20 protein-coding genes and 1 pseudogene are annotated in these 21,278 nt (G+C 73.9%); 9 read left to right on the forward strand and 12 right to left on the reverse strand.

Features of this window, described 5'->3' with window-relative positions:
* Nucleotides 1–16: 16 nt before the first annotated feature.
* The 4 genes and pseudogenes from ELQ39_RS18225 to ELQ39_RS18240 form a co-directional block, all read right to left on the reverse strand.
* Nucleotides 17–307: pseudogene (locus tag ELQ39_RS18225) on the reverse strand (alpha/beta hydrolase); the annotation flags it as partial.
* Entirely contained in the window at nucleotides 301–1,893 is a 1,593-nt protein-coding gene (locus ELQ39_RS18230; protein ID WP_242592816.1) for a transporter, read from the reverse strand. The pseudogene ELQ39_RS18225 and the gene ELQ39_RS18230, both read right to left, overlap by 7 nt.
* Entirely contained in the window at nucleotides 1,890–2,663 is a 774-nt protein-coding gene (locus ELQ39_RS18235; RefSeq protein WP_190002899.1) for an ATP-binding cassette domain-containing protein, read from the reverse strand. Before ELQ39_RS18235 ends, ELQ39_RS18230 begins: the two co-directional genes overlap by 4 nt.
* Nucleotides 2,664–2,746: 83 nt before the next feature.
* The gene (locus ELQ39_RS18240; protein ID WP_242595624.1) at nucleotides 2,747–3,409 is read right to left on the reverse strand and encodes a bifunctional DNA primase/polymerase; all 663 of its coding nucleotides are present in this window, start codon (nucleotides 3,407–3,409) and stop codon (nucleotides 2,747–2,749) included.
* 309 nt (nucleotides 3,410–3,718) lie between these two features.
* On the opposite strand from ELQ39_RS18240, the gene ELQ39_RS18245 reads away from it, so the two are divergent.
* The gene (locus tag ELQ39_RS18245; RefSeq protein ID WP_190002897.1) at nucleotides 3,719–5,104 is read left to right on the forward strand and encodes a transcriptional regulator; all 1,386 of its coding nucleotides are present in this window, start codon (nucleotides 3,719–3,721) and stop codon (nucleotides 5,102–5,104) included.
* Nucleotides 5,105–5,292: 188 nt separating this feature from the next.
* Nucleotides 5,293–7,053 carry a hypothetical protein gene (locus tag ELQ39_RS18250; RefSeq protein WP_242592818.1) on the forward strand — a complete coding sequence of 587 codons (1,761 nt, stop codon included), beginning with the start codon at nucleotides 5,293–5,295 and terminating at the stop codon, nucleotides 7,051–7,053.
* Nucleotides 7,054–7,110: 57 nt separating this feature from the next.
* Here the strand turns inward: ELQ39_RS18250 and ELQ39_RS18255 are convergent, their stop codons facing one another.
* On the reverse strand, nucleotides 7,111–8,418 hold the full coding sequence (locus ELQ39_RS18255) for an ABC transporter substrate-binding protein (RefSeq protein ID WP_225628012.1): 1,308 nt from the start codon (nucleotides 8,416–8,418) through the stop codon (nucleotides 7,111–7,113).
* 172 nt (nucleotides 8,419–8,590) lie between these two features.
* Between ELQ39_RS18255 and ELQ39_RS18260 the strand changes: the two genes are divergently transcribed.
* A complete protein-coding gene (locus ELQ39_RS18260) occupies nucleotides 8,591–9,037 on the forward strand; it encodes an SCO4402 family protein (protein WP_190003105.1) in 447 nt (148 codons plus the stop codon).
* Nucleotides 9,038–9,084: 47 nt separating this feature from the next.
* Nucleotides 9,085–9,966: a formyltetrahydrofolate deformylase gene (purU, locus tag ELQ39_RS18265; RefSeq protein ID WP_190002895.1), complete on the forward strand. Its 882-nt coding sequence runs from the start codon at nucleotides 9,085–9,087 to the stop codon at nucleotides 9,964–9,966.
* A 91-nt stretch (nucleotides 9,967–10,057) separates the two neighbouring features.
* Here purU and ELQ39_RS18270 read toward each other — a convergent pair whose 3' ends face one another.
* Together ELQ39_RS18270 and ELQ39_RS18275 are read right to left on the reverse strand one after the other, a co-directional pair.
* Nucleotides 10,058–11,236, reverse strand: a complete 1,179-nt coding sequence (locus ELQ39_RS18270) for a maleylpyruvate isomerase N-terminal domain-containing protein (protein ID WP_242592820.1) — start codon at nucleotides 11,234–11,236, stop codon at nucleotides 10,058–10,060.
* The gene (locus ELQ39_RS18275) at nucleotides 11,233–11,814 is read right to left on the reverse strand and encodes a sigma-70 family RNA polymerase sigma factor (RefSeq protein ID WP_190002893.1); all 582 of its coding nucleotides are present in this window, start codon (nucleotides 11,812–11,814) and stop codon (nucleotides 11,233–11,235) included. The genes ELQ39_RS18270 and ELQ39_RS18275 overlap by 4 nt, the downstream gene beginning before the upstream one ends.
* A 362-nt stretch (nucleotides 11,815–12,176) precedes the next feature.
* Here ELQ39_RS18275 and ELQ39_RS18280 point away from each other — a divergent pair, with 362 nt between their 5' ends.
* The 3 genes from ELQ39_RS18280 (at nucleotide 12,177) to ELQ39_RS18290 (ending at nucleotide 14,218) form a co-directional block, all read left to right on the forward strand.
* A complete protein-coding gene (locus ELQ39_RS18280) occupies nucleotides 12,177–12,557 on the forward strand; it encodes an STAS domain-containing protein (protein WP_190002892.1) in 381 nt (126 codons plus the stop codon).
* Between the two features lie 185 nt (nucleotides 12,558–12,742).
* A complete protein-coding gene (locus ELQ39_RS18285) occupies nucleotides 12,743–13,255 on the forward strand; it encodes an EF-hand domain-containing protein (protein ID WP_190002891.1) in 513 nt (170 codons plus the stop codon).
* Between the two features lie 495 nt (nucleotides 13,256–13,750).
* Nucleotides 13,751–14,218, forward strand: a complete 468-nt coding sequence (locus ELQ39_RS18290) for an ATP-binding protein (RefSeq protein ID WP_190003104.1) — start codon at nucleotides 13,751–13,753, stop codon at nucleotides 14,216–14,218.
* Nucleotides 14,219–14,632: 414 nt separating this feature from the next.
* Here ELQ39_RS18290 and ELQ39_RS18295 read toward each other — a convergent pair whose 3' ends face one another.
* Complete coding sequence (locus tag ELQ39_RS18295) at nucleotides 14,633–15,673, reverse strand: GlxA family transcriptional regulator (RefSeq protein ID WP_190002890.1); 1,041 nt, start codon at nucleotides 15,671–15,673, stop codon at nucleotides 14,633–14,635.
* Between the two features lie 72 nt (nucleotides 15,674–15,745).
* On the opposite strand from ELQ39_RS18295, the gene ELQ39_RS18300 reads away from it, so the two are divergent.
* Nucleotides 15,746–17,053 carry an MFS transporter gene (locus ELQ39_RS18300; protein ID WP_242592822.1) on the forward strand — a complete coding sequence of 436 codons (1,308 nt, stop codon included), beginning with the start codon at nucleotides 15,746–15,748 and terminating at the stop codon, nucleotides 17,051–17,053.
* Nucleotides 17,054–17,066: 13 nt separating this feature from the next.
* On the opposite strand, the gene ELQ39_RS18305 is transcribed toward ELQ39_RS18300, so the two are convergent.
* The 4 genes from ELQ39_RS18305 to ELQ39_RS18320 all read right to left on the reverse strand — a co-directional run bounded on the left by ELQ39_RS18305 (nucleotide 17,067) and on the right by ELQ39_RS18320 (nucleotide 20,355).
* A complete protein-coding gene (locus ELQ39_RS18305; protein WP_242592824.1) occupies nucleotides 17,067–18,266 on the reverse strand; it encodes a flavin-containing monooxygenase in 1,200 nt (399 codons plus the stop codon).
* Nucleotides 18,267–18,389: 123 nt separating this feature from the next.
* Nucleotides 18,390–19,055: a pyridoxine/pyridoxamine 5'-phosphate oxidase gene (locus ELQ39_RS18310; protein WP_242592826.1), complete on the reverse strand. Its 666-nt coding sequence runs from the start codon at nucleotides 19,053–19,055 to the stop codon at nucleotides 18,390–18,392.
* Nucleotides 19,056–19,075: 20 nt separating this feature from the next.
* Entirely contained in the window at nucleotides 19,076–19,501 is a 426-nt protein-coding gene (locus ELQ39_RS18315) for a pyridoxamine 5'-phosphate oxidase family protein (protein WP_242592827.1), read from the reverse strand.
* Between the two features lie 218 nt (nucleotides 19,502–19,719).
* Nucleotides 19,720–20,355 (reverse strand): TetR family transcriptional regulator, encoded by a 636-nt coding sequence (locus ELQ39_RS18320; RefSeq protein ID WP_190003103.1) that lies wholly within the window; start codon nucleotides 20,353–20,355, stop codon nucleotides 19,720–19,722.
* A 134-nt stretch (nucleotides 20,356–20,489) separates the two neighbouring features.
* On the opposite strand from ELQ39_RS18320, the gene ELQ39_RS18325 reads away from it, so the two are divergent.
* A complete protein-coding gene (locus ELQ39_RS18325) occupies nucleotides 20,490–21,212 on the forward strand; it encodes a VOC family protein (RefSeq protein WP_242592829.1) in 723 nt (240 codons plus the stop codon).
* Nucleotides 21,213–21,278: the final 66 nt, after the last annotated feature.

A 21,278-nucleotide genomic window follows, 5' to 3' on the forward strand; every position in this document is an offset into this window, starting at 1 on the left:
CCCCGGGGCCTTGACGTCACGCCTTCGTCAGATGCCGTCGGAAGAAGCCCGCCGCCGCCTCCGCCGCGGAGGCCGGGACGCCTGTGTGGCCGCCCATGTGGGCGTGGAGGGACTTGTCCGGGGAGGCGAAGGCGTCGAAGAGGGCCAGGGACGCCTCGCGGTCGTTGCCCTCGTCGTCCCACTGGAGCAGGACGTGCAGCGGGACCGTGACCCGGCGGGCCTCCTCGAACGTCACGCGCGGGACGAAGCTCCCCGCGAACAGCACCGCGGTCTCGATGCGCGGGTCCGTCAAGGCGCCCCTCACCCCTTGCTCACCGCCGTCACGATCTCCGGCAGCCGCGCCGCCGTGCGCGGGGCGGCCAGGCGGAGGCCGCCGAAGGTGAGGAGGGCGCCGTACGCCGCGCCGGCCGGGAGGAGGAGCAGGCGGAGGGCGTCACCGGACTCGCTGAGATTCAGCCAGATGGTGAGGGCGATGACCGGGAGGCAGAGGAGGGCCGCCGCCGTCATGCCGCCGAAGATGGAGATCCACGCCAGGCCCACCTGGCCGGGGGCCACGTTCTTGTAGCCCTCCTGCGGAATGGAGTACGGGAACCGCGCCGAGGTCCACGCGCCGGTGGCGAGCATCGCGCCGAGCAGCGCGAAGGACAGGCCCAGCGCCTCCGGCAGCCGCGCCCAGTCGTCCAGCATCGCCGTCGTCAGCACCGTGACGAGCGTGGCGTACGGGAGGGTGATCAGCAGCAGCGCCAGGGCGCGGGCCCGCAGTTCGGCGTAGGCGTCGCGGGCGGTGGAGATCGTCATCGCGACCATCCAGAACGCGGACGTGTCCTGCCCGAACTGGTTGTACATCTGGATGCCGAGCATCCCGGCCGCGAAGCAGGCGAAGTACACCGAGCCGGTGCCCTGCCAGGCGTTGAACACCGGCACGATCAGGCCGATCGCCAGCGACGTCACCCACGCCGCCTTCGTCTTCGGGTCGCGCCAGATGTAGCGCAGGCTGCGCTCCATCACCGTGCCGGTCCTGCCCGGCGGCAGCAGGCGCGCGAGGCCCGTGGAGGGGCGGTCGCGGGCCGCGGAGTCGCCCGCCTGGAGCGTGGAGCCGTCCGGCGCGGTCATCAGCCGGGTCAGGGTGCGCGACCACAGCGCGAGGAGCACCACGAGCGCCCCGGCGCTCACCACCAGTTGCGCCACGGCGACCCCGTACGCACCCTCGCCGGTCGTGTGCACGGCGCCGATCGCCGACGCGCCCGGCAGCCAGCGCACCACGTCCGCGACCGGGTCGAGCTGGTCCAGGCCCCCGGAACCCAGCCGCTGCGCGCCGAAGTTGACGACCTGCGCGCCGATCGCGACGACCAGTCCGCTGAGCACCGCCAGGTCCCGCCCCTTGCGGCTGGTCAGCAGCCGTACGTTCGCCGCGGCCACGGCCCGCGCGAGCGCCACGCACACCAGCAGCGCCAGCGGCACGGCCACGACGCCCACTGCCCACGCCGCCGCGCCACGGGCGACCGTGATCACCGAACCGACCAGCAGACAGACCGTGAACAGCGGCCCGATGCCCACCAGGGACGCGGCCAGCAGGGCCCGCACCAGCGGCCGCGGGCGCAGCGGCAGCATCACCAGACGGGTCGGGTCGAGCGTCTCGTCGCCGCCGGGGAAGAACAGCGGCATCACCGCCCAGCCCAGCGCCAGCACCGCCACCAGCAGCACCACCAGCGACTCCGCGCCCCCGACGCCGCGCAGCGCCACAAGACCGAGCAGCTGGAGCGCGGCGAACAGCAGCGCGACGACGGCGGACGCGATCCAGGCGGCGCGGCGCCCGCCGGACTGGCGCAGGCCGTTGCGCAGCAGGGACAGCTTCAGCCGGACGACGACCGGGGTGAGGGCGGGCGCGCTCACCGGGCACCGCCGCCCAGCCAGTCGAGGTCGGACCCGGCGTCACGGCTGTCGGCGCCGACGAGTTCGAGGAACGCCCGCTGGAGGGTCGGCGCGTCGCCGCGCACCTCGGCGAGCGGGCCGTGGGCGCGGATCCGGCCGGCGGCCATCACCGCCACCCAGTCGCACAGCGACTCCACCAGCTCCATGACGTGGGAGGAGAACACCACCGTCGCGCCGGAGGCGGTGTAGCGCTCCAGGACGCCCCGGATGGTCTGCGCGGACACCGGGTCGACGCCCTCGAACGGCTCGTCGAGGAACAGCACTTCGGGGTTGTGCAGCAGCGCCGCGGCAAGGCCGATCTTCTTGCGCATGCCGGTGGAGTAGTCGACGACGAGCTTGTGCTGGGCGCCCGCCAGGTCGAGCACGTCGAGCAGCTGGGTGGCCCGCTTGTCGACCTCCTCGCCGGGCAGCCCGCGCAACCGCCCGGTGTAGGCGAGCAGTTCGCGCCCGGACAGCCGCTCGAACAGGCGAAGTCCCTCCGGCAGCACGCCGATCCGGGCCTTGACCTGCACCGGGTCACGCCACACGTCGTGCCCGGCGATCTCGACGGTGCCCTGGTCCGGGCGGAGCAGGCCCGTCACCATGGACAGGGTCGTGGTCTTCCCGGCGCCGTTCGGCCCGACCAGGCCGATGAACCGCCCCGCCGGCAGCTCCAGGTCGATCCCGCCGACGGCGACCTGCTCCCCGAACCGCTTCCACAGCCCCTGCACGCGTACGGCAACAGCGCCCACCACGTCTCCCTCCGTCGACCCCCGAGCCTACGGGCACGGGACCACGGCACGCGGGCCCGGGGAGCGGGGCGGCGCCCCCCCCGTCACCGGTCGCGGCCGCAGGCGTACGCCAGCGACGGCAGCAGCTCCTCCGCGTCCGGCAGCCAGCGGTTCTCCCGGGTCGGCCGGCGGGCCCACTGCACGGCCCCGTGACGCCCGACCCGGGTCGGCGGCGCGGCTACGTACGACCCCTCGCCCAGCACGGCCAGGTCGAGCGACGACGCCGTCCAGCCCAGCGTGCGCAGCAGATGCGGAAGCTTCGCCGCCGCTCCGGGGAGCACGAAGAACTCCGTGCGCCGGTACGGCGTCAGCGTCACCGGGCCCGGCACGAGCCCCATCCGCTCCATGCGCGCCAGCGCCAGCAGACCGGCCGTCTCCGGCACGGAGACGGCGTCGAACGACCGCCCCGTGGGCAGCAGGACCGAGGCGCCGGGCCGCTGCTGCCACATCCGGCGCACGGCGCCGGCGCTCCCGGTCGCCCGGTCCGCCCAGCCGGGCTCCGCCGGATGCGCGCCGGGGGCGGAGCACACCGCGTCACCGCACGAGCAGACGTGCACCCCGTCGACGACCTCGGTCCAGGTGCCCGGCACCACGTCCCAGTGGCGCTCCTCGGCATAGCGCACGGCGGTGTCCAGCAGCGATTCCCCGCGCTGCTTCGGGATCTGTACGGCGTCGGCGCCCGCGATCGTCTCTTCCACGATGAACACAACTTCACCCGTCACCAGGGGTTACGCCCTGCCGTATGCGCGGGGGAGGGGCATCGGGCCCGTCTCCGGGGCGCATGGGTGCATCCATGGGGGCGCGCGGGGGGATCCGCCACCGCGTCGGGGTAACCAGGAGGGGGGTCGGCAACCGTCGATACCCCGGCAATTCTCACATGTCCCGCATTGTCGGTATGTCGACGGGGCATTGATCCTCCCGGCCGGACGTCTCGCCGGGACGACGTGAGACGTACGGCCGCGGACAACACGTCAACCCGGTGCGTGGGCAGGCACCGCAGCCTCAGGGGGTACGCCATGGCCGCAAGGCCGCTCGTCGCCCGGCAGCCGAACGAACGGCTGCAGGCGCTCATCCAGGAAGCCGGATGCTCCAACGCCGGACTGGCCCGCAGGGTCAACATGTGCGGCGCGGAGCACGGCCTCGACCTGCGCTACGACAAGACGTCGGTGGCCCGCTGGCTGCGGGGACAGCAGCCGCGGGGCCGGGCGCCGGCCGTCATCGCGGAGGCGCTGGGCCGCAAGCTGGGCCGCACGGTCACGATCGACGAGATCGGCATGGCCAACGGCAAGAACCTCGCGTCCGGAGTGGGCCTCCAGTTCTCACCGACGGTGCTGGGAGCCATCGAGCAGGTCTGCGAGCTGTGGCGCAGCGACGTGGGGCGGCGGGACTTCCTGTCCGGCTCGTCCGTCGCCGCGTCCGCGCTGGTGGAGCCCAGCCGGGACTGGCTGATCTCCGCGCCCGACGGGCAGGTCGCGCGCAACAGCGGCCCGCGCGTGGGCCAGTCGGACGTGGCGGCGGTGCGCTCCATGACGGAGGCGCTGGTCGCGCTGGACCACCAGTACGGCAGCGGGCACGTCCGCCCGGTCGTCGTGCACTACCTCAACAGCGTGGTCTCCGGGATGCTGGCCGGCTCGTACCGGGAGGCGGTGGGGCGCGATCTGTTCGCCGCCGTCGCCCGACTCACCGAGCTCGCCGGGTACATGGCCGTCGACACCGGCCAACCGGGGCTGGCCCAGCGGTACTACATCCAGGCGCTGCGGCTCGCGCAGGCCGCCGGGGACCGCGGCTACGGCGGGTACGTGCTCGCCGCGTCCATGAGCCACCTCGCCGCACAGCTCGGGAACCCGCGCGAGATCGCCCAGTTGGCACGCGCGGCGCAGGAAGGCGCACGGGGGCGCGTGACACCGCGCGCGGAGGCGATGTTCCTCGCCGCGGAGGCCCGCGGGCACGCGCTGATGGGCGACGCCCCGGCCGCGCACGCCGCCGCGGGGCGGGCCGTCGGCGCCCTGGAGGCCGCCGACCCGGGCTCGGGCGACGACCCGCCGTGGATCGCGCACTTCGACGAGGCGTACCTGGCCGACGAGTTGGCGCACTGCCACCGCGACCTCGGCCAGGCGGAGGCCGCCGCGCGGTACGCGCGGGAGTCGCTGGACGGCCACCCGCCCACCCGCGCGAGGCGCCGGGCCATCGGGTATGTGCTGCTCGCCACCGCCCAGGTGCAGCAGCGCGAGATCGAACAGGCCTGCGCCACCGGCCTGAAGGCCGCGGAACTGCTGGGCGGACTGCGCTCCAACCGGGGCGCGGAGTACCTGGAGGACCTCCAGCAGCGTCTCGAGCCGTACCGGGAGGAGCCGGTGGTACGGGAGTTCGGGGCGCGGATGGAGCTCCAGACTGCGGCGTGACGTACGTGACAGTCCCGTGCGACACGGGAGGCGGACGGGAAGAGGGGGAGGTAAGCAGCGTGCTGTGACCTGGTTTTGTTACCGCGCTCACAGGGCAGGAGGCCAGGTTCTGTGCTGCGTGGCACCGGGCTCCGGGGACCCGGTAGCGTGAGCCCGATTCACAAGGTCCCCCATTGGTAGGAGTCCCGGTGACGCAGAGTGGACAGGGCGAGGAGCCCTCGGCGCGCCAAGCGCGCGAAGGCATCGTGCTGCCCTCGGACGGTGGTGAGCCCCTGCTGCCGGGCATGACGTCCGGTCCGGTCGCGCCCGGCGGCACGGACGGCCCGCCCGCCGGCGGGTTCCCCGCGTCGGCGCCGCCCGGCGGCCAGACCTGGGGGAACCCCTGGGGCCCCGGCCAGCAGGCGGCCGCCCCGTCCGCGGGCCAGGAATGGCCCTCGCCGGACGAGGGGCAGTGGCAGCAGTCGCCGTCCGGATGGGACGGGGGCAACCAGCAGCACGGTGGCCACCACGCCCAGCAGCCGCACGGCCGGGGTGCTGAGCCGCACCAGGGACAGCAGCCCTCCTGGGACGCCGGGGCGCAGGCCCAGGGCGGACCCGGACCGCTGCCGCCCGAGGGCGCCCCGTCCCAGGGCGGCTACCCGCCCGCGCACGGCGGGCAGGACGCGTACGGGCAGGGCGGCGGGTACGCCGCCGCGGACGGTTACGGCCAGGCCGCCGGAGGCGGCGCCGCGTACGGCGGGCACACCGCGGGCGGCCAGCTGCCCCCGCAGAACGGTGCCGCCTACGCCGCACCCGGCGGCGGGTACGGTTACCCGCCCGCCCACGGCGCCCCGCTGCCGCCCCCCGCGCCCGGCGCGGACGAGGGGGCCACGCAGGTCATACCGCCGGTCCCCGCGGGCGGCGCCGACGAGGGCGCGACCCAGTACATACCCCCGGTCGCCCCGGGCGCGCTGCCGCCCGAGATGCCCGCCGCGCACGACGCGGAGCACACCCGCAACCTCGGCATCGCCCAGCCGCCGGCCGGCCCCGGCCCGCTGCCGCAGCCGGGCAACCCGGACGCCGAGCCCACCCAGTTCATCGCCCCGGTCACCGACCAGGGGCCGCCCCAGCCGTACGGTGCCGCGCAGGGCGACGCGGGCCGGCAGCCGCCCGCCGAGTTCGACAACCTCTTCCGCAACGACGACGGCGCGGCCGGCGCCACACAGCAGATGCCGCGCATGGACTACGGCCGTCCCGTCCGGGCCGACCGCACCCCGCCCGGACCGCCCGCCCCGCCCGTGTCGGGCCACGGCGGCGGACGCGGCGGTCGCGGCGGCAACGGCGGCCCGCGCTGGCCGCTGATCGCCGCGGTCGGCGTCGGCCTCGCCGTCGTCGGCGTCGGCGCGGGCGCCCTGCTCGGCAGCGGCAGCAAGGACGACGACGGCAGCGCCAACCAGCCCGTCTCCGCGACCGCCCCCGCGAGCACCGAGGCCTCGCCGTCGCCGAGCGCCGACCCGGCCCGCGAGCAGGCCGTCGAGCTGGACAAGCTGCTCGCGCACAGCGGCGACAGCCGCAGCAGCGTGATCAACGCGGTGGAGGACGTCAAGGCGTGCCGTGACCTCGGCCAGGCCGCGTCCGATCTGCGGGAGGCCGCGAAGCAGCGGAGGCAGCTCGTGACCGACCTGTCCCAGCTCTCCATGGACAAGCTGCCCCAGCACGAGGCGCTGAGCGAGGCGCTGGAAAAGGCGTGGAAGGCGTCCGCCTCGGCCGACGACCACTACGCGAAGTGGGCGGACCAGACCCAGGGGAAGAAGGGGTGCAAGAAGGGGTCTGCCCGGAATACCGAGCAGACCGCTGCGGGGAACCGGGAGAGCGGGACCGCCACCGAGCAGAAGAAGAAGGCGTCCGAGCTGTGGAATGCCATCGCTCGGCAGTACGGGCTGACCGAGCGGACTCCTACGCAGCTGTAGGGCCGCGCTCGGCTGCGGCCGCGTGGGAGCTGGGCGCGCGGGTCCCCGCGCCCCTTCTCACAGCGCCGCCTCCTCCAAAGTGGACGTCACGTCCGTGAAGCCCTCCGCTGCCGCGGTGAGGCGGCCCTTCTCCACCACGTGGAGCGTGACGTTCGCGTTGACCAGGCGGGGGAGGCCGATGGAGGCCAGGGTGTCCTGGAACTTCCAGCGGAGGGTGGGGGTGAGGTTGCCCGTGGTGACCTTCAGGCCGCCGTCCAGGGCGGCGGTCACCGTGTCGGCGGTGACCTCGCCGTCCCCGAGCGACTCCACGGCCTGGCGGAGCACCGTGTAGGCGATCCATGTCGTCTGCACGCCCGCGTCCGCCGGGTCGATGCGGTTGTCGCCGAAGGCCTCCGCCCGGATGACCTCCTTCATCGGGTCCCAGCGCGCGTCCCCCGCCTCCGGGTACCAGCCGGTGACGTACGCCCCCTCGTACGGTCCCGACGCGCCCCCGGAGGCGTCCAGCACCGTCTGGTCGACGCTGCCCAGCACCGTCGCGGTGCGCACCTCGGGGTGCCGGGCGCGGGCGCGCCGGAAGGAGTCCATGAAGGTGCCGGTGCGGTCCCCGAGCGCGGGCACCACGCAGCCCTGCTCCCCGGTGCCGGCGGCCGCGTGCTCCAGCGCGCGCTCGGCGGTGTCGCCGTAGGAGGTCGCGGCCTCGGCGGCGCGCAGGTCGCCGGCCGGGTCGTGGCCGCCCGCCGCGAGGCCGGAGTCCAGCAGCGGCGGGAGCTGGTCGCCCGCGATGGTGTCGGGCCGGACCAGGGCGACCGGTCCGCACGCGTCGGCCAGGGTGCGGCCGAGCCCGGCGAGCAGCGCGGGCTGTCCGCCGTTGACGGGGTAGGACAGGGGGCTGGTGAACTCGTCGTGGGTGAGTCCGTAGCCGCCGATGTAGGGGATGCCGGCGGCCTCCAGCGTGGGCAGGAAGGCGTCACCGTGCTGGCTGTACGAGCCGACCACGGCGACCGCGTTCTCCGCGACCGCGCGCCGGGCGCAGCGCGCCGCCGCCACCGCGTCGTCGCGTTCGTCGCAGGTCAGCACCTTCAGCGGGCGGCCGTCGATGCCGCCGTGGGCGTTGACCCAGCGGCCGTAGGCCTCGGCGAACGCGGGCATGCCGGGTTTGTTGGTCGCGCCGGTGTTCTCGGGCGCCCAGGTCATCACGGTGATCGTCTCGTCCCCGGAGCCCCCCGTGACTCCGGGGACGATCCCGCAGCCGGCGACCAGCGCGGCGCACGCCGCCAGCGCGCCCGCGGGCAGGGCGCCGGCACGGGCGGGCCGGACGAGGGAACGGGGGAGGACGGTGCTGCGGATGCGTCGCCTGCCGGTCATGTCCCCGCACCATTCCCTCACATGGCGAACCGCTCCGTGACGCTCGGTCGACGGGAGGTGACGCGGAGGTGAATTACGGGGGCCCGTCCGGCGCGTACGGAGCGGAAACGTACGATCGACGACCGTGCAAGGTTCGGAGAACTCTTCCCGTCGCGGCCGTCGCTCCTCCACCATGGGCGGCATGCCGCTCAACGACATGCCGTGGTGGCGCTGGCGCAGCAATGTGCGCTCCGCGCTGCACATGCTCTCCGACCCCGTCTTCCAGCGGGACGTCTGGCTGGCCGGCGTGCCCGGCTACGGGGACGTCACCGACGCCGTGTACCGGCTGGTCGAGGACACCTGGCTGGACAACTGGTCCGCCGAGAAGTACGTCGGCACGATCTTCCGCGACTCGCAGGAGGCCGCGCTCGTCGACACCGCCGTGCTGCGCGTGCTGCGGATCATGCACCAGGTCGGGCCGGACGCCCCGGTCATCGCGTACCTGGAGCACGAGGGCTGGCCCGAGGCGGTGCGCGCCGCGCGCGACGCGCACGTGCGGATGGCGGCGAGCGACGGCGACGACCCGGACGCGGCGCCCGGCACGCTCGAGGTGCTGCGCATCATGACCCGTTCCGCTTAGCGGGACGACCGGCCCGGCGCCGGTCCGGGTGTGCGACCCTTTTCCCCATGAGCGAGCAGTCCACCCGAGCCGCGGCACCCGCCGACCAGTACGTCCTCACCCTGTCCTGCCCCGACAAGCAGGGCATCGTGCACGCCGTGTCCAGCTACCTCTTCATGACCGGCTGCAACATCGAGGACAGCCAGCAGTTCGGCGACCACGACACGGGTCTGTTCTTCATGCGCGTCCACTTCTCCGCCGAGGCCCCGGTCACGGTGGACAAGCTGCGGGCGAGCTTCGCCGCGATCGGCGACTCCTTCCAGATGGACTGGCAGATCAACCGGGCCGACGAGAAGATGCGCATCCTGCTGATGGTCAGCAAGTTCGGGCACTGCCTGAACGACCTGCTGTTCCGTGCGCGGACCGGGGCGCTGCCCGTGGAGATCGCCGGGGTGGTGTCCAACCACACCGACTTCGCCGAGCTCGTCGCCTCCTACAACATCCCCTTCCACCACATCCCGGTGACCAGGGACACCAAGCCGGAGGCCGAGGCGCGACTGCTGGAGATCGTGCGGGAGGACGAGGTCGAACTCGTCGTCCTGGCCCGCTACATGCAGGTGCTCTCGGACGACCTGTGCAAGCAGTTGTCGGGGCGGATCATCAACATCCACCACTCCTTCCTGCCGAGCTTCAAGGGCGCGAAGCCGTACCACCAGGCACATGCGCGGGGTGTGAAGCTGATCGGCGCGACCGCGCACTACGTCACCGCGGATCTCGACGAGGGGCCGATCATCGAGCAGGAGGTCGAGCGGGTGTCGCACGACGTCACGCCCGAGGGGCTCGTCGCCGTCGGGCGGGACGTGGAGTGCCAGGCGCTGGCGCGGGCCGTCAAGTGGCACGCCGAGCGGAGGATCCTGCTGAACGGCCGCAGGACTGTGGTGTTCGCCTAGGAGACAGGCCGCTGCTGCCTCGTCGGCGGCTGCGCGCCCCTTCAGGGGCGCGGGGAACTGCGCGAGCAACCACGACGCACCCGCACGTGCGCTACATCCTGCTCAAGCTCGCCGCGGCGAACAGCACGTCCCTGATCGCCTCGCGGTCACCTTCCTGCCCGGCGGCAGCCTCACGCGGCGGCAGATGACCGGCCGCCAGCCTGCAGAACTCCGCCCCGTCCAGGGCGACATGAGCCACCTCGTGCTCCGCCGACCCCTTCGCCGCCGGCGAGTCCAGCGGGATCAGCCACTCCCCGCTGCCCGACCCCTCGATCTCCAGCCGCAGGCTGCGCCCCGGCTCGCCGGCGGCGACCAGCCGGCGTTCGACGGGCGCGGCCAGCCCGTGGTGACGGCGGTTCTCCAGGACCACGGGCAGCAGCCGGGCCGCGAGGTCCACCATGTCGTGCAGATGGCGTCCGGCGGGCGGGTCGTACGGGTAGTCCACCGCCTCGGCGATGTCCTCCGCGTGGACCCAGCACTCGAAGGCCCGGTCCAGCATCGCGTCGTGCAGCGGCAGCGCGAAGTCGCCGTAGGGGACGGTCGTACGGCCGGTGTCGCTGCCGGTGCAGGAGACCGTGCGGATCAGCCGGTGGCTCTGCTCCCGCCAGGGGCCGCGGACGGACCGGGTGGGCGGGAAGCGGGCGGCCCGCCAGTACGCCTCGGTGCGGTCGGACGGCGTGGGCCGCTCGGGCCGGACCTCGCCGAGGGGGTCCTCCAGGCCGAGGGCGACCGCGACCAGCCCGTCGACGCTCATGAGGTGGGCGATGACTCCGGCGACGGTGGTGCGGCGGCTGCTCGCCTCGTCGCCCTCGTACCAGCGCAGCCGCACCGGCGCGTGCCACTCGTTGTCGCCGAAGTCCTGGAGCAGCGCGTCGAGCCGGGCGGTCTCGACGTCGTAGGCGGCGGCCCAGTCGGGGACCGGGATGCGCGGCGGGCGCCGCTCCAGGCAGGTCTCCAGGACGCGGGTGCGCAGCGCCGGTTTCAGGTCGAGGCTCTCGGGGCGCTGGAGCAGGCCCACGGCCTCGCGCAGCCGCAGCGCCTCGTCCGCGCAGGGACCGCAGACGCCGAGGTGTTCCTCGACGGCGTCGGCCTCGGCGGGCGCGCAGGCGGCCAGCGCCCAGGCGCCCAGCAGCGACTTCAGCACCTGGTGCTCCGGCCCCTGGGGCAGCCCGTCCGGCCCGGGGGCGAGGGATCCGCGGTCGTCGTGCGGCCCGGCGCCGCGCCCGCTCACGCGGCACCCCCGATTCCGGGCGGTGCGCCCGGTGTCCCGGCGTCGTGGGCCGTGGCCAGCAACTGGAGGCCGAGGCGCAGCCGGCGGCGGGCCTCCTCGTCCGTGACGCCGAGATCGGCGGCGGTCTGCCGGTAGTCCCGGCGCTGGAAGTAGGCCAGTTCCAGCGCGGCCCGCAGGGGCGCGGGCATGGACTGGACGATGTAGTCGGCGCGGGCGGCCACCGTGGCGTGCCGGACCTTGCGCTCCAGGTCCTCGGTGGTGCCGGGGCCGCCCCGGGCGAGCGCGGCGGTCCCGGTGGTGCGCAGCCGCTCCACGGCCAGCCGGTTGGTCAGGGCGGCGAGCCAGCTGCGCAGGGGGCCCTGCCGGGGGTCGTAGGTGTCGGGGTGCTGCCAGACGTGGGCGAAGACGTCACGGGTGACGGTGTCGGCCGCGTGTTCGTCCCCGAGGACGCGGTGGGCGAGACCGTGCACCAGGGAGGCGAAACGGTCGTAGAGCTCGCCGAGGGCGGCCGCCTCCCCGCGGGCGAGCCGCTGCTGCATCTTGCGGTCCCAGCGGGGCGGTACGTCCTTCTTCTGCACGCGGCCCCTCACCCCCTGTTCGTCCCGCGGACCCCCGGGGTGGTCGGTTCCCGGGTCCGGCGTGTGACCGGCGACGCCACGAATGTAGTCGCCATGGACGTGCGTGCACGCCCCTTTGTGGCAATGTGCGCCCCTCGCGGCGCCTTCCGTGGTAGGGGGCCGCCCGCGCAGGTGGCACGGTGTGCGGATCATGTCTGCCCCGTGGGGTGTCGATCGGAACCGATCGAATCGGATCGGTTGCGACCAGAACAAGCCTCTTCTGTTCGGTAACCGTTTCTGGGGCCGTGTTTCAGGGAACGGCCGGTGGGCAGCCGCGCAGCAAGGAAGCGTAGGTACTGCTTCCGTTTCGGCGAGCGAGGGGCGTGGTGGTGACCTTCGAAGTGACCGACCAGGAGAACGGCGAATGGGCCGTCCTCCGGGTCTCCGGCGAGCTGGATCTGGTGACGTCCCCGGTGCTGCGGCAGCGGGTGCACGACGTCGTGGCGGAGGGGCGGCACCGGCTCGTCCTCGACCTCTCCGAGGTGTGGTTCTGCGACTCCAGCGGGGTGGGTGTGCTCATTGGCTCCCGCCGGCTGCTGCGCTCCTGCCAGGGCCGGCTCCGGCTGATCCTGCCCGCGCGCGGCGCCGCCGACGGCAGCCACGTCAACAAGGTGCTCGGGGCGCTCGGGGTACGCCGGCTGTTCGAGATCCACCCGGACGTGCCGTCCGCCCTCGACGAGGACGCCCGCCCGCTCTCGGCCTGAGGCCCCGCCTTCCCACCCGCTTCCGCCCCGCGGTCCGCACGTGGTGCCGCTCACACCTGTCACACGTGTGTCCCGGTGTTCCCCCGGTCCTGGTCCAAGCGCCGCTTTCCGGCTCCCCCGCGCCCCCTCACCCCGTACGCTCCCAGCGAGACGACCCCTCCGACCTAAGGCGGCCTGAACAAGACATGGTCACCAGCGACAACGAGCGCAGGATCGCGGCCCGCTTCGCCGGCTTCGACCAGGACGGCAACGGCTACATCGACCGCGAGGACTTCATGGCGGCGGCCAAGGCGCTGCTCGCCGAGTTCGGCACGGCGGCCCGCTCCGACCGGGGCCAGGCCCTGTACGTCGGCGCCGAGGCGTTCTGGCAGGGCATGGCCGGCATCGCCGACCGGGACGGCGACCAGCGCATCACCCGCGAGGAGTTCGTGACCGGCGCGCTCAAGCGGCTGCGGGACAACCCGGAGCGCTTCGCCGAGATCGCCCGTCCCTTCCTGCACGCGGCGCTCGCCGTCGCGGACACCACCGGGGACGGAGCCGTCGGCGTGGAGAACACCGCGCGCGTGCTCCAGGTGCTGGGCGTGGAGGGCGGCGTCGCCGCGGAGGCCGCCGCACAGCTGGACACCGACGGCGACGGGCGGATCGGCGAGGAGGAGATCGTCTCCGCGTTCGCCCGCTACTTCACCGTCCCCGAGTGACGCGCCGGGTGTCCGCGCCCCCGCCCATGTCGCCGATCGTGGCATTTTCCTGATCACGGAGCGTCCGGAAGGCCCGGGCCGGGTGACTTCCTTCGTCACGGCCCGGAGTCGGGGCGCGGCTCCGGTACGTTGTGCGGGATGCGAGTCCTCGTGAGTGTCCGCCGCGGCCGGGCCGCCCTCGGGGCGGTTGCCCGAGGCGCCGTTCCTGCGGCTGCTCCTGGGGCCAACGGGCCGTGTGCCGCGCTTCGTGCGAGTCCGCGCGGCAAGCGTCGCACAGTATGCCGCACGGGTACTCCTTCGCGCTGGAATATGCCTGAAGCGCTTGTTGAGGTGACTGTGCGTCAACCATGCTGTCCCGTAAGGGAGTCACGGTCCGTGACCCCGGTCCCGGCCATTGTTCTGGTCATGCGGAAGATGGCTAGGATCGTGGCCCTCGTGAGGCGCGAGTCCAAGTGTCCGCCGGTTCGGATGGTGTGAGCGGTGCAGGTGCTTCAAGTGCAGCTGGAGATCCGGCCCGACCCCGCTGAGGTGGGGCGGGCCCGGCGCTGGGCCCGCTCACGGCTGGCCGGGACCGGCATAGGGGCCGACGAACCGCTGGCCGAGACGCTGATCCTGCTCGTCTCCGAACTGGTCACCAACGCCGTGGTGCACACGGGCTGTCCGGCCGTCCTGAGGCTCTCGCTGCCCGGCGCGGACGCGGCCGAGGAGGTCACCGTCCGCCTGGAGGTCGCGGACCGCAGCGGCCGGGCGCCGGTGCCGCGCTGCGCCGGCGACGAGGCGACCGGCGGGCGCGGACTCGCCCTCGTCGACGGGCTGGCCGACCGCTGGGGCTGGAGCACCGAGGGCGCGGGAAAGCGCATCTGGTGCGAGCTCGACCGCTGCGGCGAGGCGTCCGGCACCGCCCGCGCCTTCCGCGGCGGCGGCGCGGTGAGGTACGACGGGCTGACGTACGAAGCGGTCTGAGCGTGCCGCGCCCCGACGGCTGCCGCGTCCGAGGGGAGGCACGGATGCACGGCGGGACGGCGTCCCGGTGCCGTGCGTGATCCGGTGCGCCGGGTGTGCTCCCGTGCGCCGAGCCGATGAACAGGGCAATTGCCGCGAACGCCGTACCGTCCGTCGAAACGGTATTGACGTGCCGTCACCGGGTGATCACGCTGGGCGTCAGCGATTCGCCGCGAGGGGACGGCGAGGGCACCGCGACGGGAGTCCTCGACGAGTGTGGGTCGTGATCCGGCGCGTGCCTCCCGGGGGCGGGGGACCTGGCGGGGCCGCCGGAGCCGCAGGGCGGTGCGGGGCTCTCGTGCTCGGGGCGAGCAGTGCCGCACCGCCGCGGGGCGTTCTTCGTCCACAGCCTGTGGACGGACGGACGCGCGGACCTCAGACCGCGACCGCCGCCTCCCCGCGCTCCGAGGCCGCGCGGAAGGTGCGCCGGTAGGCCGTGGGGGTCACGCCGAGGGCCGCCTGGAGATGGGCCCGCATGGACTGGGCCGTCCCGAACCCCGCGTCCCGCGCCACCTGGTCGACGGTCAGCTCGGTGGTCTCCAGCAGGTACCGTGCCCGCTCCACCCGCTGACGGGTGAGCCACTGCCCGGGACTGACCCCCGTCTCCTCCCGGAAGCGGCGGGTGAAGGTGCGCACCGACATCGACTCCCGCTCCGCCATGTCGCGCAACTGGATCGGCTCGTGCAGCCGGCCCAGCGCCCAGGCGCGGGCACCGCTCGTGGACGCCTGCTGCGGGTCCGGCACCGGACGCTGGATGTACTGCGCCTGGCCGCCGTCCCGGTGCGGCGGCACCACCGTGCGCCGGGCCACGTCGTTGGCGACGGCGGCGCCGTGGTCGCGCCGCACCATGTGCAGGCACAGGTCGATCCCGGCCGCCACGCCCGCCGAGGTGAGGATGTCGCCGTCGTCGACGAACAGCACGTCCGGATCGACGTCGATCTTCGGGAACAGCTGCTGCAGCCGCTCCGCGTCCGCCCAGTGCGTGGTGGCGCGGCGCCCGTCGAGCCGCCCGGACGCGGCGAGGACGTACACGCCGGTGCAGATGGAGGCGATGCGGGCGGTCGGCGGGATGCGGCCGAGCGCGTCGGCCAGTTCCTCCGTCAGCTCGCCGCGCTCGAAGACCGGGCCCAGCTCGTAGGAGGCCGGGATGATCACCGTGTCGGCGGTGGCCAGAACCTCCGGGCCGTGCGGCACGTGAATGGCGAAGTCGGCGTCCGTCTCCACAGGTCCCGGCGGCCGTACCGAGCAGGTGACCACCTCGTACAGCGGGCGTCCCCGCTCGTCCCGGGGGCGGCCGAACACGCGGTGCGGAATGCCCAGTTCGAACGGCAGCAGGCCGTCGAGGGCGAGGACGGCCACACGGTGGGGCCGGTGGCCGGCGGGGGAGCGGAGGGGCGCGACCGGGTCCGAAGGCATGGCCCGATCCTAGCGAATGCTGTCCCTCGGGCCACTCGTTGAAGCGGACATGCTTCCCCGAAGCTGTACGACGTGACCACGACCAGCAAGACCGCCGCCGTCGGGCCGCCCGTGAGCGGCCGCGAGCCGACCCGCCGCCGGATGCACCGCGCCTGGTTCGTCGCCGCCGTCACCTTCGTGACGATCATCGGCGCCGCCGCCTTCCGCGCCGTGCCGGGGCTGTTCATCGACCCGCTGAACGAGGAGTTCGGCTGGTCGCGCGGCACCATCGGCGCCGCGGTCTCCGTGAACCTGGCGCTGTACGGCCTCACCGCACCGTTCGCGGCGGCGCTGATGGACCGCTACGGCATCCGCCGGGTCGTCGCGGTCGCGCTGACCGTGATCGCGGCCGGGTCCGGCGCCACCGTGTGGATGACCGCCGCCTGGCAGCTCATGCTCTGCTGGGGCCTGCTGGTGGGCCTCGGCTCCGGCTCCATGGCGCTGGCCTTCGCCGCCACCGTCACCAACCGCTGGTTCACCGAGCGGCGCGGCCTGGTCAGCGGCATCCTCACCGCGGCGTCCGCCTCCGGGCAGCTGATCTTCCTGCCGCTGCTGTCGTGGATCGTCGACCGGTACTCCTGGCGGCCCGCGGCGGTGACGGTGGCGCTCGCCGCGCTCGCGGTGGTGCCGTTCGTCTGGCTGCTGCTGCACGACCACCCGGCCGACGTGGGCCAGAAGCCGTACGGGGCGAAGGAGTTCGTGCCCAAGCCGGCGCCCGTGCCCGGGGCCGCCCGGCGCGCGCTGACCGTGCTCGGCTCGGCCGCCCGCACCGGCCCGTTCTGGCTGCTCGCCGGGACGTTCGCGATCTGCGGCGCCTCCACCAACGGGCTGATCCAGACCCACTTCGTGCCCGCTTCGCACGACCACGGCATGCCCATCACCACCGCCGCGTCCCTGCTCGCCGTCATCGGCGTCTTCGACGTCGTCGGCACGGTGGCCTCCGGCTGGTTCACGGACCGCTTCGACGCACGCCGGCTGCTCGCCGTCTACTACGCGCTGCGCGGCGTCTCCCTGCTCTTCCTGCCCCTGCTGCTCGCCCCCTCCGTGCACCCGCCGATGCTGCTGTTCATCGTCTTCTACGGCCTCGACTGGGTCGCCACCGTGCCGCCCACCCTCGCGCTGTGCCGGGAGCACTACGGCGACGACAGCCCCATCGTGTTCGGCTGGGTGCTGGCGTCGCACCAGGTGGGCGCGGCGATCGTGGCCTTCGCCGGGGGCCTCGCGCGGGACGCGTTCGGCTCGTACGACGTGGTGTGGCTCGCGTCGGGCGCGCTGTGCGCGGCGGCCGCGCTGATGGCGCTGGTGATCCGCAGGCGGCCCGCGGTTCTCACCGCGAGCTGAGGCGCCCCGAGGGTCAGGCGCCCGGCAGCCGGGACGCCTTCCCTCCGCGGGCGATCGCGCGGGCGATGCGCTGGGCGTCCAGGGCCATCTCGCGGAGGTTGCCGCTGATCGGGTTGGTGAAGCCGGTGAAGTACAGGTCGGGGGCGCCGGCCGGGGTGCGGGCGCCGCGGACCACAGGTCTGCCCCGCTCGTCCAGCACGCCGAGGCCCCCGACCAGGCCCTCCAGACCGCGCTCGTACCCGGTGGCCGCCACCACCGCGTCCGGCGCGATCCGCTCGCCGTCGGCCAGCAGCACCTCGCCGGCCTCGAAGCCCTTCACGGCGGCGACCACCTCCACCGACCCCTTGCGCACGGCGTCGATCAGACCGACGTCCTGCACGGGGATCGCGCCCTCCAGCACGCGGCTGTAGAGGCCGGTCTGCGGGCGGGGCAGGCCGTGCTCGGACAGGTCCGGCACAGCGACCCGCGCCTGGAGGCGGCTGATCCGGTCGACCAGCGGCACCGGCAGCCGGCGCACCAGGATCCCGGAGTACTGCGCGGGCCAGCCGGCGGTCGAGCGGCGCACGATGTGCGGAGGGGTGCGCACCGCCAGCCGCACCCGGGAGGCGCCGCCCTCCACCAGGTCCACGGCGATCTCGGCGCCCGTGTTGCCGACGCCCACCACCAGCACGTCCCGCCCGGCGAACAGCTTGGCGTTGCGGTACCGGGACGCGTGCAGCAACTCCCCGGTGTACGCGTCCCGTCCGGGCCAGTCGGGGACGCGCGGGGTGTGGTTGAAGCCGGTGGCGACGACGACCGCCGCGCCGGTCAGCTCGCGTCCGCCGGTGGCGCGCAGCAGCCAGCCGGTGCCGTCCGCGGTGCGCTCGACACGGGACACCTCGACGCCGGTGACGATCTCCAGGCGGTGGTGCTCGGCGTACTTCTCCAGGTAGCGGACGACGTCGTCGCGGGACGGCCAGCGCCCGAAGCGGCGGGGCATCGGCAGGCCGGGCAGCGCCGACCGGCGCCGGGTGGTGTGCAGGTGCAGCCGGTCGTAGTGGCGGCGCCAGGAGTCGCCGACCCGCTCGGAGCGCTCCAGGACGACGGCCCGCACCCCGCGGGCGCGCAGGGCGTACGCGACGGACAGTCCGCCGGGGCCGCCGCCGACGACGTAGACGGGGCGGTCCGCCCGGGAGGGCGCGGTGGGCTGCGCGGACGTGGTGGAGTCGGCCATGACCGCGAGCGTAATCCGGCAGGGGATTGATGGGTCTCGGTCAAGACCGGAATCGGTTGCGGAATGATCACATGATGTCGTGATCGCGGATTCACCGTCCCGTCCCCGGGCACGGCGACTCCCTCACGGCCACAGCAGTTCCCGCACCCACCCCTCCCCCTCCCGGCGGTACCGCAGCCGCACATGGCGGCGGTCCGCGTCGCCCTGGAAGAACTCCGTCTCCACCGGGGCGAGGTGGTACAGGGTCCAGGACGGGGCCGGGGTCGTCGGGGAGCGGCGGGCCTTCTCCCAGGCGGCCTCCGAGGCACGGGTGAGTTCCCCGGGAGAGGCGAGCACCGCGCTCTGCCGGCCGGTCAGGGCCGCCGCCAGCGCGCCCGTGGAGCGGGCGTGGAGGTCCGCCCGGGCCTCCTCGGGCGGGGCGGCCGTGACGGGACCCCGTACCCGCACCTGGCGGCCCAGGACCGGCCAGTAGAAGGCGAGGGCCGCGTACGGGCGGGCGGCGAGGTGCCCGCCCTTGCGGCTGTGCGCGTGCGTGGCGAACGACCAGCCCCTCTCGTCCGCGCCGTGCAGCATCACGATCCGCACGTCCGGCAGGCCGTCCGCGTCCGCCGTCGCCAGGGACATGGTGTGCGGCTCGGCCTGCCCGGCCGCGGCGGCGTCCGCGAGCCACCGCGCGAACAGCGGCAGCGGCTCGGCGGGGGCCCGCTCCGGATCGAAGGGACGCAGGTCGGTGACGGCCGGGTCCCACACCCGCAGGGACCGCAGCAGTTCGTGAAGGTCTGGTTCCATGCAGCCGATTGTCGGCCGTGTCAGACGGAGCCCAGGTCCGACGACACCCACCGCTCCGGCCGCATCCGCACGACGACCTGCTCCCCGTGGTTCTTCCACGCGAAGTCCACGTACCCCTCGACCTTCTCGGCGGGCAGGTAGCGCGCGGAGATCTCCCGCAGCTTCTCGATCGTGGCGGGGGAGGTGTCGACGACCGGGCCCTCGACGGAGACGTAGCGGATGGTCGGCTCGGCGCGCTCCACCAGGAGGGAGAAGCGGCCCGCAGCCTGCAGCAGCCGGTTCTTGCGGGAGTGCAGCCCGGTGAGGATCCACACGTCCTCGCCGGGCGCGTACTGGTACCAGATCGGCACGGTCAGCGGGGCGCGGCCCTCGCCCGCGTCCACCGCCAGCGCGGCCACGCGCGGTTCGGACAGGAACTGTTCGCGCTCTTCACGGGACAGGGCCATGGCGGTTCCTCCAGCGTCGTCGGCGTCGGGGCGTGCACTTCTGGCCTGAGGCCGGGCGGTACAACGCCGCCGGGGCCGGGGCGTGTTCCGCACGTCGCGCCCCACCCGTCGGAACCGGACGCCTCCGGGGACGCGACAGGCGGTGGTCCACCGGAGTGAACCGCCGCCCGGATGACAGGACTGACGAGGTCGCGGGGGAGGAGCGGGGCCGTGCGCGGCTACTTGGTCGGCTTGCGCCCGGTGACCCCCAGGTGCACCAGCAGCGCCAGGTTCGGCTTGATCTCGGCCTGCTTGACGCCCCAGGAGGAGAAACCTTTCTGGTGCGAGGCCACGGCCGCCAGCATGGCGACCAGGGACCCGGCGACCGCGCCGGGGTTGACGTCCTTGTCGATGCGCCCCTTCGCCTGGAGCTCGGACACCGCCTCGGCGAGGGAGGCCTCCACGGCGTTGAGCACCTTCAGACGGATCTTGGAGAAACGTTTTTCCCCCTCGGCGGCGCCGAGATCCACCACACGCAGGATGGCGTCGTTCTTCCGCCAGAACTCCAGGAAGCCGTCGACCAGTTCCTGCGCCGTCTGCCAGCCGGCCCGCCCGCTCCAGGAGCGTCCCTCGACCAGCTCGCTCAGGGAGCCGCTCTCCGCCGCCATGGTCTCGGCGAGCTCCAGGACGGCGCCCTCGACGTCCGGGAAGTACTGGTAGAAGGTGGCCGGTGAGGTCCCCGCGCGGCGGGCGACGTCGATGACCTTGACATCCCGGTACGGGGACGAGCTGAGCATCTCGCTGAGGCAGTCGAGCAGCTTCTGCCGGGTCTCCTGCCCACGCCTGCCGGCCACGCGGCCGTCGACGGTACGCACTTGTCCTGTCATGCCGTCAGCTTACCGACGGGGTTCGGGAGCGCGATTCGGCCGACTGCAAATGGGGTGCGGGGCCCGAGGAACCCTGGTGTGCCTGGTCGGCGGGGTGCGGGCGGCACGGTTACGTTGTCGGCATGGCCGAAAACAGGGCATCGGAGTACATGGAGGGCACCCCCTGCTGGGTGGACGCGCAGCTGCCCGATCTGGAGGCGGGCAAGCGGTTCTACGGTGAGCTGTTCGGCTGGACCTTCGAGGGCCCGCCCACCGGGACGGTCCGGGCGCTGAAGGACGGCGACCCCGTCGCCTCCCTGGCGCACAAGACGGACGGACGGCTGCCCACGGTGTGGACGGTGTCCTTCTTCACCCCGGACGCCGCCGGCCTGTGCGCGCGCATCCGCGCCGCCGGCGGACAGGTGGTCGCGCCCCCGGCGCCGCTCGGCGACCTCGGCCGCACCGCGCTCGTCACCGACCCCGAGGGCGCGGTGTTCTCGCTGTGGCAGCCCGGGACCGCGACCGGCTTCGGACGCCGCCACGAGCCGGGCACCTTCGCCTGGGTCCAGCTCTACGCACGGGACACGGAGACGGCCAACGTCTTCTACGGCGACCTCTTCCACGAGGCCCTGTTCGGCGAGGGCGCCGACCCCGACTTCGGACGCGCGCCCGTTGCCGAGGTCTTCGCCCCCGAGATGCCGCCGCACCTCCTCGTCCACTTCGGCGTGACGGAGCTGGAGCCCGCCCTCGAGCAGGTCACCCGGCTCGGCGGCCGCACGCAGGTTCCACCCTTCGAGACGTCGTACGGGACGGCGGCCGTCGTCACCGACAATCAGGGGGCGTCCTTCGCGCTGCTGCGCCGCTGACCGTACGCTCGGTGCGCCGCGGCGGTCCGTCTCCTGTACACCGTCCGACCGTCCATTCGAGTCATA

Source organism: Streptomyces sp. GB4-14 (assembly GCF_022696125.1).
Lineage (GTDB): Bacteria > Actinomycetota > Actinomycetes > Streptomycetales > Streptomycetaceae > Streptomyces > Streptomyces werraensis.